The organism is Streptomyces sp. N50 (assembly GCF_033335955.1).
Taxonomy (GTDB): Bacteria; Actinomycetota; Actinomycetes; order Streptomycetales; family Streptomycetaceae; genus Streptomyces.
This window is the reverse complement of sequence record NZ_CP137549.1, coordinates 8,454,567-8,467,948: the sequence shown is the minus strand read 5'-3', so window position 1 is coordinate 8,467,948 and position 13,382 is coordinate 8,454,567. Positions and strand designations below refer to the sequence as shown.

Sequence of the window (13,382 nt, the reverse complement as noted above, 5' to 3'; positions counted from 1 at the left end):
ATAGGTGACCGTGCGGTGTACGGACTGTCAGTGGCGTGGGGCAGACTCGGGGTGTGCGAAAGATTCATGTCATCGGTATCGGCGCGGGCGACCCCGAGCAGCTGACCCTGCAGGCTGTCAGGGTGCTGCGGAGCACGGACGTGTTCTTCATCCTCGACAAGGGCGAGGTGAAGTCGGACCTCACCCGGCTCCGCCGGGACATGCTCGACGCGCACATACCGGAGGGGACGTACCGCCTGGTCGAGGCGCGCGACCCGGAGCGGGACCGGAAGGCCGGGGGCGCCGCGTACTCACCCGCGGTCGGGGACTGGCGCAGTGCCCGCGCGGAGATCTATGAGCGGCTCATCGCCGAGGAGTTGGGCGAGGACGAGAGCGGCGCGTTCCTGGTGTGGGGCGATCCCTCGCTGTACGACAGCACGCTCGGCATCCTGGAGGAGATCCTGGAGCGGGGCGCGGTGGCGTTCGAGTACGACGTCGTGCCCGGCATCAGCAGTGTCTCGGCGCTCGTCGCCCGGCACCGCACGGGCCTCAACCGGGTCGCGCGGCCGGTGCAGATCACCACGGGCCGGCGGCTTTCCGAGGGATTCCCGGACGACGTGGACGACGTGGTCGTGATGCTGGACGCGCACCAGGCGTTCCGGCGGTACGCGGACCAGGACATCGACATCTACTGGGGCGCCTATCTGGGCACTCCGGACGAGATCCTCGCCTCCGGTCCGATAGCCGAGGCCGCCCCGCGCATCGAGCGGCTGCGCGCGGAGGCCCGTGAGCGCAAGGGCTGGATCATGGACACGTATCTGCTGCGCCGGCACCCGAAGGACGAGTAGCGGGCCGGGGCGGCGGGGCACCCGGGTGGACCGCCCCATATGCATGAGGGGTCCAGTGGTGTGAAAGTGACCTCGTGACAGTCGCCGAGGAAACCGCGCTGCCTTCCGCGCAGCAGCCCCCCGTGCTGGACTCCCGCCGCCGCAACGTCGTCTTCGTGACGATCATGCTGGGCATGCTGCTGGCGGCCCTCGACCAGACGATCGTCGGTACGGCCCTGCCGACGATCGTGTCCGACCTGGGCGGTGCCGAGCACATGTCGTGGGTGGTCACGGCCTATCTGCTCGCGGAGACCGTCGCGACCGTGCTGGTCGGCAAGTTCGGCGACCTGTTCGGCCGCAAGGTGGTCTTCCAGGTCTCGGCGATCGTGTTCATCACGGGCTCGTTCCTGTGCGGTCTCGCCACCAACATGACGCTGCTGATCGCCTGGCGGGCCGTGCAGGGCATCGGCGCGGGCGGTCTGATGGTGACGGCGATGGCGCTGATCGCCGACGTCATCCCGCTGCGGGAACGCGGCAAGTACCAGGGCGCGATCGGCGCGGTGTTCGGCGTCGCCACGGTCATCGGACCACTGCTCGGCGGCCTGTTCACCGACCACCTCACGTGGCGCTGGGCGTTCTACGTCAACGTGCCCATCGCGATCGTCGTCGTCATCGCGGCGGCCCGCACCATCCCCGTGGTCAAGTCGGCGGTGCGGCCCGTCATCGACTACCTGGGCATCGCGCTCGTCGCGGTCGGCGCGAGCTCGCTGATCCTGGCGACGAGTTGGGGCGGCAACGAGTACGCGTGGGGTTCGTCGACCATCATCGGCCTGTTCGTGGGCGGTGTGATCGCGCTCGGCCTGTTCTGCTGGGTGGAGACCCGGGCGGCCCAACCCATGCTGCCCATGCGGCTGTTCAGCAACCCGGTGTTCACGGTCTGCTCGATCCTCAGCTTCATCGTCGGTTTCGCGATGCTCGGCGCGCTGACCTATCTGCCGACCTATCTGCAGTATGTCGACGGCGACTCGGCCACCGTCTCCGGCGTGCGGACGCTGCCCATGGTGATCGGGCTGCTGATCGCGTCCGTCTTCAGCGGCAACGTGGTCAGCAAGACCGGCCAGTACCGCATCTTCCCGATCATCGGCTCCGCGGTGATGGGCGTAGGGCTGTATCTGATGTCCCTGATGGGCCCGGGCACCGGCGCGTTCCTGGAATCGGTGTACATGTTCGTGCTCGGCACCGGCATCGGGCTGTGCATGCAGGTCCTGACGATCGCCGTGCAGAACACCGTCGAGTACACCGACCTCGGCACCGCGACCTCCGGCGTCACCTTCTTCCGTACGCTGGGCAGTTCGTTCGGCACCGCCGTCTTCGGCACGATCTACGCCAACAGCCTGGGGCCCAACCTCAAGGACGGGATCGCCTCGGCCGCGAAGGTCAGCGCGCTGAACCCGGCCGTGATCACCAAGGCGGCGACCAGCCCCGAGGGCCTGCACAAACTGCCGCACGCCGCCGCCGCGCCGATCATCAACGCGTACGCCGACACCATCCACACGGTGTTCCGGTGGACGGTCCCGGTCGCCGTGATCGGCTTCGTCGTCGCCCTGTTCCTCAAGCAGGTCGAACTGCGGGACAGTGCGCGGAAGGGCTCCACCGACATGGGCGAGGGCTTCGCGCAACCGCGCGGCGGGGACTCGCAGCGGCTCCTCGAAACGGCCGTGGGCAAGGTCATCGGCAGTACCGACCTGGACACCGCCCGGCGGATCATCACGGAGTCCGACACCCGGCTGGACATCGCCGGTGCCTGGGCCGTGATGCAGGTCGAACTGTTCGGCAGGATGGTCGGCCACGCGAGCCTCGGTCTGATCGCCGCCCGCCGCCACCTGCCGCCGGAGGTACTCCTCCCCGTCTTCGACCGCATGGTCGAGGAGGGCTATCTGACCCGTGCCGGCAACCTCCTCTCCCACACCGCCGCGGGCGAACGCGAGGCCGAGGTCATCGGCCACGCGTGGGGCAGCTGGCTGGAGGACCGGGTCCAGCAGGACATCGGCCGCCCCTCGGGCACGGACCTGCGCGCCGCGGTCGACTCCATCGCCAAGCGGCTCCTGGTGGAGGACCTGTCCTCCGGACTGCCGCAGCGGGCGGCGGAGTTGGAGGGGAGCTCGGCGCCGTGAAATCCGGGTGCGGGACGGGCACGGCGGTGGCCATACTCACGGCATGTCCCCGACGCCCGTGCGCTTCCACGACCCGCGCGCCACGCTCGCCCACTTCTCGGCGTCGGTACTGGTCCGCTGTCCGCGCTGCGAACGGATCGCCCACTTCGAGCGGCGCCCGTGCACCCCTCCGGACGCCGACGGCAAGAGATATCCGCACACCCGCCTGGTCTGCCGGTCCTGCGGCCTGTGCCGGATCGACACGGGCCCCTCAACGAGCCCTCGGCCGTCCCTGTGGCTGCGGACCGGCACCAGACACGGGGAGTTGTGGGCGTACAACCTCCAACACCTGGACCTGATCAGGCGGTTCGTCGCCGCCGACCTGCGCGAGCGGGCGCCCTGGTACGACACCGGCCAGAAGATGACGCTGGTCGCCCGCCTCCCGGCCTGGATGAAAAGCGCCAAGAACCGGGCCGAGGTACTGCGCACGGTGGACCGCCTCCGGGCCACGGTCATCGCCCCGGGCTGAGCCCCAGCCGCTCCAGCCGCTCCAGCACCCCGGCGACATCAGGCACCGCACGCACCCCGTCCGGCAACGGCGGCCGCCGTACGACCACGACCGGAACGCCCGCCTCCCGCGCGGCCGTGAGTTTCGCCGCCGTCGCCGCTCCCCCGCTGTCCTTCGTCACGACCACGTCGATCCGGTGCTCGCGCAACAGCGCCGCCTCGTCGGCCACGGTGAAGGGCCCGCGCGCCAGCAGCACCTCGGCGTCCGGCGGCATCGGGGGCTCGGGCGGCTCCACCGACCGTACGACGAAGTGCAGTCGGGCAAGGTGGGCGAAGGCTGCGAGTCCGAGCCGGCCGGTGGTGAGCAGGACGCGCCGCCCGAGCCCGGGGAGCACATCCGCGGCCTGTGCCAGTGAGACGACCGGGTGCCACCGGTCCCCCGGCCCCGGCTGCCACCCCGGCCTGCGCAGCACGATCACCGGCACCCCGGTCGCCGCACCGGCCCGCGCCGCGTTCGCGGTGATCGTCCCGGCGAAGGGGTGGGTGGCGTCGACGACGGCGTCCACATGGTGCTCCCGCAACCATGCGGCCAGCCCCTCGGCTCCGCCGAACCCACCGATCCGTACGTCCCCGGCCAGCGACCCCGGCCGTGACACCCGCCCGGCGAGGGACGTGGTCACCTTCACCTCGGGAAGTGCCGTCAGCTCGGCGGCCAGCTCACGTGCCTCGGTGGTGCCGCCGAGGATCAGGATGTGCGGGGACATGCGGCGAGCGTACGAGGTCACGGGGCCGAGGGGTCAGCGGAGGAGCAGCTGCAGGCCGCCGATGATCGTCGCCGCGATCACGAGTTGCTCGAACAGTCGCTGGTTGATCCGGTTCACAGCCCATTTGCCGATGAACGCACCGGGCACGACGAACACCGCGAGCGCCGCGTCCAGCAGGAGCGAGTGGCCGTCGATCAGGCCGAGGCCCACGCTGAAGGGCACCTTGGTCACGTTGACGATCAGGAAGAAGAACGCCGACGTGCCGAGAAAGCCCAGCTTCCGGAAGCCCGCCGAGAGCAGGTACATCGACATCACCGGGCCACCGGCGTTGGCGACCATCGTGGTGAAACCGCCGAGCACACCGTACGAGCGCGCCTTCGCCCGCCCGGACCTCGTGGCGACGGAGTCCGGCTCGTCACCGGCCCCCGCCTCGGCCTCCGCCTTGCGCCGGCGCCACAGGGTGACCCCCGCCATGAACAGCAGGATCGCCCCGATCGACGTCCGTACGACCGCGTCGTCGGCCCACACCAGGAACAGTGTCCCGATCACGACTCCCGCCGCGACCGCCGGGAACAGCCGCCACAGGGTCGGCCAGTGGGCGTGCCGCCGGTAGGTGAGGACGGCGAGGACGTCGCCGACGATCAGGATCGGGAGCAGGACGCCGGTGGAGGCACGGGCGGGCAGGACGGCCGCGAAGATCGCCAGGCTGACCGTGTTGGCCCCGCTCACGGCGGTCTTCGAGAAGCCGACGAGCAGGGCCGCGGCGGCGAGGGCGGCGAATTCCCAGCCGGATATGTGCCAGAGAGTCATCGTGTTCATGCGAGGACCGATGGTATGTCCTTACATCTGGCAGCGTAAGGAGTGTCTCGTCAGATGGCCCCTGCACCACACCGCGGCGGACCGGGGCGCCGGATGAGCGATGCTAGTTTCCGGGTGTGGACGACACCCGCGAGCATGTCCTCTCCGGCACCCGAGGCACGATCACCGCGCACGAGTGGCCGCGCGAACTCCCCAGCCACATCGCCCTCGTCGCGCACGGTTACGGCGAACACCTGGGCCGGTACGCCGAGTTGGCCGCCGTACTGCGGGCGCACGGTGCGGCCGTGTTCGGCCCCGACCACCAGGGCCACGGCGCGTCGGCCGGTGAGCGGGTGCTGATCGAGGACTTCGAGGACGTGGTCACGGACCTGCACGCCGTCGCCGACCTGGCCCGCGCCACGCACCCGGGCGTCCCCCTCGTCCTGATCGGCCACTCCATGGGCGGCCTGATCGCATCCCGCTTCGCGCAGCGCCACGGCGACGAGTTGGCCGCGCTCGTGCTGTCCGGACCGGTGATCGGCAGCTGGGAACTGCCCGGCCGACTGCTCGCCCTCGACGAGATCCCCGACATCCCGGTCAGCCCGGCCGCACTGTCCCGCGACCCCGGCGTCGGCGCGGCGTACGCGGCGGATCCGCTGGTTTGGCACGGTCCAATGAAACGGCCGACGCTGGAGGCCTTCGCCCAAACCCTCACGACCGTGGGCGAGTCGGGCGACGTCGGCGGACTCCCCCTGCTCTGGCTGCACGGCGCCGACGACCGGCTCGTCCCGCTCGCCGGCAGCCGGGTCGGCGTGGAGCGGCTGAACGGCGGCGAGTTGACCGAGCGCGTCTACGCGGGCGCCCGGCACGAGGTGTTCCACGAGACGAACCGCGCCGAGGTCTTCGCGGACCTGATCCGTTTCCTGGACGGGGTGTTGAACGACGCCGCCCACAACAGCGCCACCCGGTCGGCATGACCGTGCCAAACTTCTCGCACAGCCCGCGGGAGTCGTCGTAGACAGCACGCGGGTGTCGTCGTAGCGCACAGCGAGCAGAGGAGCATCGCGTGACCGGGACAGGGCCTGCCGTCCGGCGGATCGACACGTCGAAGCCGCATCCGGCGCGGGTGTACGACTGGTTCCTCGGCGGCAAGGACAACTACCCGGTCGACGAGCAACTCGGCAGGCAGATCACGTCACTTGACCCGGGTGCCCCGTGGACCGCGCGCGCCAACCGCTGGTTCATGCAGCGGGCGACGCGGATGCTCGTCCGGGAGTCGGGCATCCGCCAGTTCCTGGACGTCGGCACGGGCATACCGACCGCGCCCAACCTCCACCAGATCGCCCAGTCCACCGCGCCGGACGCGCGCGTCGTGTACGTCGACAACGACCCGATCGTCCTCGCCCACGCGGCGGCGCTGCTGCGCGGTACGCCCGAGGGTGCGACGGAGTACCTCCAGGCCGACGCCCGCGAACCGCTCACCATCCTCCAACAGGCGGCCCGTGTCCTGGACTTCGACCGTCCGATCGCCCTGTCCCTGATCGCCCTGCTGCACTTCATCCCGGACGAGGACGGCGCCCGCGAACTGGTGGACACCCTCGTCGACGCGCTGGCGCCGGGGAGTTGCCTCGTGCTGTCCGCGATGACGGCCGACCTCGAACGGGAGAAGGTCGAGCGGGGCATCGCCGCCTACGCGGCGGGCGGGGTGACCCTGGTGGCCCGCTCGCACGCCGAAGTGAGCAGCGTCTTCAAGGGACTTGAGCCGATGGACCCCGGCATCGTGTCCGTGTCCGAGTGGCACCCCGAACTCGCGGAGGGCGAGACCCCGCTCGGCGAGGGGCCGGTCTCGTTGTACGGCGGGGTCGGCTTCAAGGCCTGAGGTCTCCCCGGCGCGGCCGACCTCCCGAGCCGTCAGGCGGACGGCTCGACGTCCACGGCCGCCTCGGCGTGGGTGACGAAGTCGTCGACCAGCCGGTGGAAGAGGCCCGCGAGGTGCCGTAGGTCCTCGGCGGACCAGTGGATCAGCGCCATCTCGATACCGCGGCGGCTCGCGTCCCGGATGCGGTTGACCGCGGCCAGGCCGCTGTCGGTGAGCTGGACGCGCTGGGCGCGGCCGTCGTCGGGGTCCGGGATGCGGACCACATGGCCGAGCTGCTCCAACTGCCTTAGCTGGCGCGTGACATGGGATGCCTCCACGGACATCCGGACCGCCAGCACACCGGGACGCAGCGGCTCGCTCTCGGCGATGTAGCGGAGGATCGCCACGGCGGCCCGGTCCAGCGGCAGCCCGGCCAGCGTCATCAGACGCTCGTGCTGCCGGGCCCGTCCGGCCAGGTAGGCGATACGGGTGAGAACCCGCTCGATCTCGGCTACGTCCTCCGGAACGGGCGCTGTTACGGGTGGCAGTGTGGACATGTGTCCACCGTAACAGCTACTTGCCTGAGTTAAGCAAGGTCGGAAACGGTTGCTTGACTTAAGTAACGCATTTATGGTTGCCTAACTCAAGCAAGTCAAGAGCTGGGGCCGCCTAAGCGGAGGTGTCCCCGTCGCGCCGTACGCCGTGGGGACGGAGTACGGCGCAGTCACCGGCCCGGCGGCCGGAGTACTCCCCCCGTCCGCCGCCGGGCCGGTGACACCCCTCACGCACATGGAAAGCGAGTCCCCTCATGGCCACGATGAAGTCCGTGCAGACCGGCGCCGTAGACAAGATCGACGTGGTGGACGTCGAGCGTCCGGTGCCCGGGCCCAAGGACGCCCTCATGAAGATCCGCGCCTGCGGGATCTGCGGCACCGACACCTTCTTCCTGCACATCGGCGGCGGCCCCTTCGGGCCCGGCGGCGCCATGGTCCCGGTCCCCCTCGGCCATGAGCCGGCCGGCGAGATCGTCGAGGTCGGCGCGGAGGTCGAGGGCCTGAAGGCCGGGGACCGGGTGGTCGTCAACCCACAGGGCGCGCCCACCGGGATCATCGGCTGCGGCGGCAAGCACGGCGCCATGAGCGACTACCTCGTCCTGGAGGACTGCGAGGTCGGCAAGAGCGTCACCGTCTTTCCCGACACCGTGCCGTTCGACGTCGCAGCGCTCAACGAGCCGATGGCCGTGGCCCGGCACGCCGTGAACCGGTCCGAGGCCAAGCCCGGCGACAAGGTCGTCATCTTCGGCGCCGGGCCCATCGGTCTGGGCGCGGCGATCTGGCTGAAGCTGCGCGGGGTCGAGCACGTCGTCGTCGCGGACGTCATCGCCTCGCGCCTGGAGACGGCGCTCGCCGTCGGCGCGGACGCCGTGATCAACTCCGCCGAGGAGGACGTCACCGCCCGGCTGACCGAGCTGCACGGCCAGGCCGCGAACGCGCTCGGCCAGCCCCGCCCCGGTACGGACATCTACATCGACGCCGCCGGCGCCGCCGCGGTCGTCAACACCACGGTCGACTCCGCGAAGTGGGGCGCGAAGCTGGTGATGGTCGCCGTACAGAAGAAGGGCGCCGACATCGACCTCGGCGGGATGCTGCGCAGCGAGCTGACGCTGATCGCCTCGCAGGGCTACCCCACCGAGATCTTCGAGGTCACCCAGGAGATCGTCGAGCACCACGAGCGGTTCGCCAAGCTGATCAGCCACCGGGTGCCCTTCGCCGAGGTCGAGCGGGCCTTCGAGCTCGCGCTGACGCCGGGCGCCGCGGAGAAGATCGTCGTCACCTTCGACGAGTAGTCGCGGACGCGCGGGTTCCCGTCGTCGGCCGCGATCGACGGCGGGAACCCGCGCACGGCCTGCCCTCTCGGACGGGAACCCCCCACGTCATGATCCCCACCCCATGATCCACGACCTGCGGCGGCTGCTGCGCTGCCATCCTCGCACCGTCGACCTGGTCGTCGCCGCCACGCTCCTCGCCTGTTCCTTCCCGGGCAGCGTGATGACGCTCCCGGGCCGCACCCTCGAAGTCCCTTGGTGGCCAGGCGTGTTGGTCACGGGCGTCTCCTCCCTCGCCCTGCTGTGGCGGCGCACCCTGCCGCGCACCACGGTGGTGGTCACCCTCGGCGGTGCCATGGCGGTGGCCGCGCTCGGCTACATCCTCACGGTCCTGGTGATCGGACCGCTGATGGTCGCGCTCTACACCCTGGCCCGCGGCGCCGACCGGACCACCGCGAACCTCTTCACCGCCTGCGGAATCGCCCTGCTGCTGGGCACGGCCCTGGTCGTGGGACCCGACACCGAACCACTGGTCCTGAAGCTGGTCGGGCCGGTCTTCTGGCTGCTGCTGCCGACCTCCCTCGGCACCACGACCCGGCTCCGCGCGGCCTACCTGGAGGCGGTGCAGGCCCGCGCCGAGCACGCGGAACGGACCCGTGAGAACGAGGCACGGCACCGCGTCACCGAGGAACGCATGCGCATCGCCCGCGACCTCCACGACGTCGTCGCCCATCACCTCGTCCTGGCCAATCTCCAGGCCGCCACGGTCGTACGGCTGATGCGCAGCCGGCCCGAGGAGGCCGAGCGGATCGCCACTGAACTCGCGGGCACCACCCTGTCGGCCGTACGCGAACTCAAGGCCACCGTCGGCCTGTTGCGCCACACCGACGACTCCGAGACCCCTTCGGGCCCCGCGCCCGGACTGGCCCAACTCGCTGAGCTGGCCGCTTCGTTCGAGCATGCCGGACTGTCCGTCACCGTCAACACCGAAGGCAGGCCACGGCCGTTGTCCGCCGGTGCGGATCTCACGGCGTACCGCATCGTGCAGGAAGCGCTCACCAATGTGACCAAGCACGCGGGCACCGGCTCGGCCGAGGTGCGGCTCAGCTACGCGCACGACCGGCTGGGCATCACCGTCACCGACCACGGCGGTACGGCGACGCCCCACTCCCCCGCGAGGCCCTCCTCCCCCGTTCCGACCGGCGGCTACGGCGTGATCGGCATGCGCGAGCGTGCCCTGTCCGCGGGTGGCCGGCTCCGGGCCGGGCACCGCCCCGAGGGCGGCTTCGAGGTCGTCACCGAACTGCCGCTGTTGCCCCACACCCAGAATTCACTTGCGTAAGTCAATCAATCTCTTTATGGTTGAGTGAGTCAAGCAAGTCAGCTCGTCCAGACCGTCACGCTCGTTCCAGATGGAGGCACTGCCATGTCCGACGCCCTTGCCCGACCCGCCGAAGCGGGTTCCTCCGCTCCGCCGAGGTCGAACGCCGTCGTCGCGGTGCTGGCCCTCGCCGGGATCGTCGTCTCGCTGATGCAGACCCTGGTCATCCCGATCATCCCGGAGCTGCCGAAGTACCTGAACGCCTCCGCGTCGAACACGGCGTGGGCGGTCACCGCGACGCTGCTGGCCGCCGCCGTGGCCACCCCGGTCGTGGGCCGCCTCGGTGACATGTTCGGCAAGCGCCGCATGCTGTTGACCAGCATCATCCTGCTGGTGACGGGCTCGGTCGTCTGCGCCCTGGCCGACTCGCTGGTCCCGATGGTCATCGGCCGCGCGCTGCAGGGTCTGGCCGCCGCGGTCGTCCCGCTCGGCATCAGCATCATGCGCGATGTGCTGCCCAGCGACCGGCTGGCCGGCTCCACCGCCCTGATGAGCGCCTCGCTCGGCGTCGGCGGCGCCCTGGGCCTGCCCTCGGCCGCCTTCATCGCCGACCACTACAACTGGCACCTCCTCTTCTGGGTCTCCGCCGTCCTCGGCGCCGTCTCCTTCCTGCTGGTCCTGCTGGTCGTGCCCGAGTCCAAGGTCCGCGCCGGCGGCCGCTTCGACCTGGTCGGCGCCCTCGGGCTCTCCGCCGGACTGATCTCCCTGCTGCTCGCGATCTCCAAGGGCTCCGACTGGGGCTGGACCAGCGCGACCACCCTGATCCTCGGCATCGCCGCCGTGTCGATCCTGCTCTCCTGGGGCTGGTACGAGCTGCGCAGCACGCAGCCGCTGGTCGACCTGCGGACGACCGCGAAGCCGCAGGTGCTCTTCACCAACCTGGCCTCGATCGCTCTCGGCTTCTCGATGTTCGCGATGTCCCTGGTCCTCCCCCAGCTGCTGCAGCTGCCCACGCAGACCGGCTACGGCCTGGGCAAGTCGATGCTGGCGGTCGGCCTGGTGCTCGCCCCGCAGGGCCTGGTCATGATGGCCATGTCCGCGGTGTCCGCCCGCGTCACCAAGGCCAAGGGCCCGAAGGTCACCCTGATGATCGGCGCGCTGATCGTGGCCTCCGGCTACGCCCTCAACATCCTGCTGATGTCCGAGGTCTGGCACCTCGTCCTGGTGTCCTGCATCATCGGTGCCGGTGTCGGCTTCACCTACGGCGCCCTGCCCGCCCTGATCATGGGCGCGGTCGACCCGTCCCAGACCGGCGCGGCGAACAGCCTCAACACCCTGATGCGGTCCCTGGGCACCTCCTTCGCCAGCGCCATCGCCGGTGTGATCCTGGCGCAGATGACCACGGACTTCGGCGGCTCTGCCCTCCCCTCGGAGAACGGCTTCAAGGTGGTCATGGCGATCGGCGCCGGAGCCGCGCTGCTCGCCTTCTTCCTCGCGAGCCTGATCCCCAAGGCCCGTAAGGCGGTCGAGGCACCGGCCGACGGGGAGCCGACCCCGGCTCCCGAGATCGCCGAGGCCAAGGCGTAAGGCATTCTGGCCATCGAGCACACGGCGGTCGCCGTCCCGCGTCATACGGGACGGCGACCGCCCTCCGCATACCCGCACCTCCCCCTGCGTCCAGCGAGGAGTCCACGATGACGACACCCAACTCCCGTGACACGGCGGCCGGTTCGGCCGTGGTGCGATACAGCGCCGGTGCGGTGCGCGGGCGGCTGGAGGACGGGCTGGCGGTCTTCCGCGGCATCCCGTTCGCCGAACCGCCCGTCGGGGAGGCCCGGTTCCAGGCACCCCGGCCGGTGCGCGGCTGGGACGGCGTGCGGGAGGCCACCGAGTTCGGTCCGCCGCCCCCGCAGGAGTCCGGATTCCAGGGCCGCGGGGGCGTGCTGGAGGCGGCGACGGGCGACGACTGGCTGACCGTCAACGTGTGGACACCCGCTCCCGATCCGTCGGCCCGCCGACCGGTCATGGTGTGGATCTACGGCGGCGCCTACAAGCTGGGACACGCGGGCAGCCCCGGCTACGACGCCCAACACATCGCCCGGGACGGCGACTTGGTGGTCGTGACCTTCAACTACCGTGTCGGCGTCGAGGGGTTCGCCCGGATCGACGGCGCCCCCGCCAACCGCGGGCTGCTCGACCAGGTGGCCGCGCTGGAGTGGGTACGGGACAACATCACCGCGTTCGGCGGCGACCCCGAACAGGTCACCGTCTTCGGCGAGTCGGCCGGTGCCGGGTCGGTGGCCTCGCTGCTGGTCATGCCGAGCGCCGCCGGACTGTTCCGCCGGGCCGTCGCGCAGAGTGTGCCGAGCCCCTACTTCTCCGACGAGTTGGCCAAGGACATCGCGTCCGCCATCGCCGCCGAGGCGGGACTGCGCCCCACGGCCACCGACCTCGCGACCGTGGATCCGCGCCAACTGCCCACGGCGGGCGAGACGTTGACCACCAAGATGCACCAGTACGAGGACCGGTGGGGGGCCGTCGCCCACACACTGAGCCTCTTCGCACCCGTGGTCGACGGCGAGGTGCTGCCCACCACGCCCTGGCAGGGGGTCGCGGCGGGCGCGGCCCGGGACGTGGAGCTGGTCCTCGGTCACAACCGGGAAGAGTTCCGCCTGTTCACCGTGCTCGACGGGCAGTTCGGGAAGATCACCGAGGAGGACGCGGCCTCCGCACTGCGCCGGTTCGGCCCGGGCCCCGACGCCGAACAGGCCTATCGCACCGCTTTCCCGGACGCCTCCCCGGGCGAGCTGTACGAACTCGTCAACTCCGACCGGGTGTTCCGCATGCCCTGCGTCCACCTCGCGGATGCGCAGGTCGCCGCGGGCGGACGCGTGCACGTCTACGAACTCACTTGGCCCGCCCCTGGGTTGGGCGGCGTACTGGGCTCCTGCCACGGCCTCGACATCCCGCTGCTGTTCGGCACGTTCACCGCCGACCTGGGCAATCTCCTGTTCGCCGATGTGGTGCCCTCGCCCGAGGCGCTGGCCCTGTCGTCCCGTTTCCGGGCGTCCTGGACGGCGTTCGCGCGGACGGGTGACCCGGGGTGGCCCGCGTACGACACCGAGGGGCGGGCAGTGCAGGTGCTCGACGCGGGGCCCGTGGTCACGGCGTATCCGGAGGAGGCTTCGCGGCGGCTGTGGGAAGGGCACGCCTTCGCCGCGCTGCCGTTGATCGGGTAGGCGGCCGGGCGTCAGGGAGGCGATGCGCCGGAAGGTCCACTGCTCGGCACCAACAGGGGACGGCCGAGTCCGGCGCGCCCACCCGCCCGCCGTGGCGGTGCGCCACCACGC

The 13,382-nt window shown here is 70.8% G+C and carries 12 protein-coding genes; 9 read left to right on the top strand and 3 right to left on the bottom strand.

The features are described from left to right. The first annotated feature begins 53 nt into the window (after positions 1-53). The 3 genes from cobF (at position 54) to R2B38_RS37570 (ending at position 3,488) form a co-directional block, all read left to right on the top strand. Positions 54-827, top strand: coding sequence for a precorrin-6A synthase (deacetylating) (cobF, locus tag R2B38_RS37580; protein WP_318020263.1), 774 nt, complete (start codon positions 54-56; stop codon positions 825-827). 74 nt (positions 828-901) lie between these two features. Beyond that, entirely contained in the window at positions 902-2,980 is a 2,079-nt protein-coding gene (locus R2B38_RS37575; protein ID WP_318020262.1) for an MDR family MFS transporter, read from the top strand. Between the two features lie 43 nt (positions 2,981-3,023). Continuing rightward, complete coding sequence (locus R2B38_RS37570; protein WP_318020261.1) at positions 3,024-3,488, top strand: hypothetical protein; 465 nt, start codon at positions 3,024-3,026, stop codon at positions 3,486-3,488. Here R2B38_RS37570 and R2B38_RS37565 read toward each other — a convergent pair. Together R2B38_RS37565 and R2B38_RS37560 are read right to left on the bottom strand one after the other, a co-directional pair. Then, positions 3,472-4,230 (bottom strand): cobalt-precorrin-6A reductase, encoded by a 759-nt coding sequence (locus tag R2B38_RS37565; protein WP_318020260.1) that lies wholly within the window; start codon positions 4,228-4,230, stop codon positions 3,472-3,474. The genes R2B38_RS37570 and R2B38_RS37565 overlap by 17 nt on opposite strands. Positions 4,231-4,263: 33 nt before the next feature. Beyond that, positions 4,264-5,049 carry a sulfite exporter TauE/SafE family protein gene (locus R2B38_RS37560; RefSeq protein WP_318020259.1) on the bottom strand — a complete coding sequence of 262 codons (786 nt, stop codon included), beginning with the start codon at positions 5,047-5,049 and terminating at the stop codon, positions 4,264-4,266. Positions 5,050-5,165: 116 nt separating this feature from the next. Here R2B38_RS37560 and R2B38_RS37555 point away from each other — a divergent pair, with 116 nt between their 5' ends. Then, on the top strand, positions 5,166-6,005 hold the full coding sequence (locus tag R2B38_RS37555; protein WP_318020258.1) for a lysophospholipase: 840 nt from the start codon (positions 5,166-5,168) through the stop codon (positions 6,003-6,005). An 89-nt stretch (positions 6,006-6,094) separates the two neighbouring features. Continuing rightward, positions 6,095-6,907 carry an SAM-dependent methyltransferase gene (locus tag R2B38_RS37550; RefSeq protein ID WP_318020257.1) on the top strand — a complete coding sequence of 271 codons (813 nt, stop codon included), beginning with the start codon at positions 6,095-6,097 and terminating at the stop codon, positions 6,905-6,907. Between the two features lie 32 nt (positions 6,908-6,939). On the opposite strand, the gene R2B38_RS37545 is transcribed toward R2B38_RS37550, so the two are convergent. After that, the gene (locus tag R2B38_RS37545) at positions 6,940-7,443 is read right to left on the bottom strand and encodes a MarR family transcriptional regulator (protein WP_318020256.1); all 504 of its coding nucleotides are present in this window, start codon (positions 7,441-7,443) and stop codon (positions 6,940-6,942) included. Between the two features lie 251 nt (positions 7,444-7,694). On the opposite strand from R2B38_RS37545, the gene R2B38_RS37540 reads away from it, so the two are divergent. The 4 genes from R2B38_RS37540 (at position 7,695) to R2B38_RS37525 (ending at position 13,271) form a co-directional block, all read left to right on the top strand. Beyond that, a complete protein-coding gene (locus R2B38_RS37540) occupies positions 7,695-8,732 on the top strand; it encodes a zinc-dependent alcohol dehydrogenase (protein ID WP_318020255.1) in 1,038 nt (345 codons plus the stop codon). 103 nt (positions 8,733-8,835) lie between these two features. After that, the gene (locus R2B38_RS37535; RefSeq protein WP_318020254.1) at positions 8,836-10,053 is read left to right on the top strand and encodes a sensor histidine kinase; all 1,218 of its coding nucleotides are present in this window, start codon (positions 8,836-8,838) and stop codon (positions 10,051-10,053) included. Between the two features lie 84 nt (positions 10,054-10,137). Further along, positions 10,138-11,619 carry an MFS transporter gene (locus R2B38_RS37530; RefSeq protein WP_318020253.1) on the top strand — a complete coding sequence of 494 codons (1,482 nt, stop codon included), beginning with the start codon at positions 10,138-10,140 and terminating at the stop codon, positions 11,617-11,619. 107 nt (positions 11,620-11,726) lie between these two features. Next, the gene (locus tag R2B38_RS37525; RefSeq protein WP_318020252.1) at positions 11,727-13,271 is read left to right on the top strand and encodes a carboxylesterase/lipase family protein; all 1,545 of its coding nucleotides are present in this window, start codon (positions 11,727-11,729) and stop codon (positions 13,269-13,271) included. Positions 13,272-13,382 lie beyond the last annotated feature (111 nt).

Coding starts and splice junctions, on each gene's coding strand:
- R2B38_RS37565 (WP_318020260.1), bottom strand. CDS start 4,230: ATGTCCCCGCACATCCTGATCCTCGGCGGCACCACCGAGGCACGTGAG.
- R2B38_RS37560 (WP_318020259.1), bottom strand. CDS start 5,049: ATGAACACGATGACTCTCTGGCACATATCCGGCTGGGAATTCGCCGCC.
- R2B38_RS37535 (WP_318020254.1), top strand. CDS start 8,836: ATGATCCACGACCTGCGGCGGCTGCTGCGCTGCCATCCTCGCACCGTC.
- R2B38_RS37530 (WP_318020253.1), top strand. CDS start 10,138: ATGTCCGACGCCCTTGCCCGACCCGCCGAAGCGGGTTCCTCCGCTCCG.
- R2B38_RS37570 (WP_318020261.1), top strand. CDS start 3,024: ATGTCCCCGACGCCCGTGCGCTTCCACGACCCGCGCGCCACGCTCGCC.
- R2B38_RS37540 (WP_318020255.1), top strand. CDS start 7,695: ATGGCCACGATGAAGTCCGTGCAGACCGGCGCCGTAGACAAGATCGAC.
- R2B38_RS37545 (WP_318020256.1), bottom strand. CDS start 7,443: ATGTCCACACTGCCACCCGTAACAGCGCCCGTTCCGGAGGACGTAGCC.
- R2B38_RS37525 (WP_318020252.1), top strand. CDS start 11,727: ATGACGACACCCAACTCCCGTGACACGGCGGCCGGTTCGGCCGTGGTG.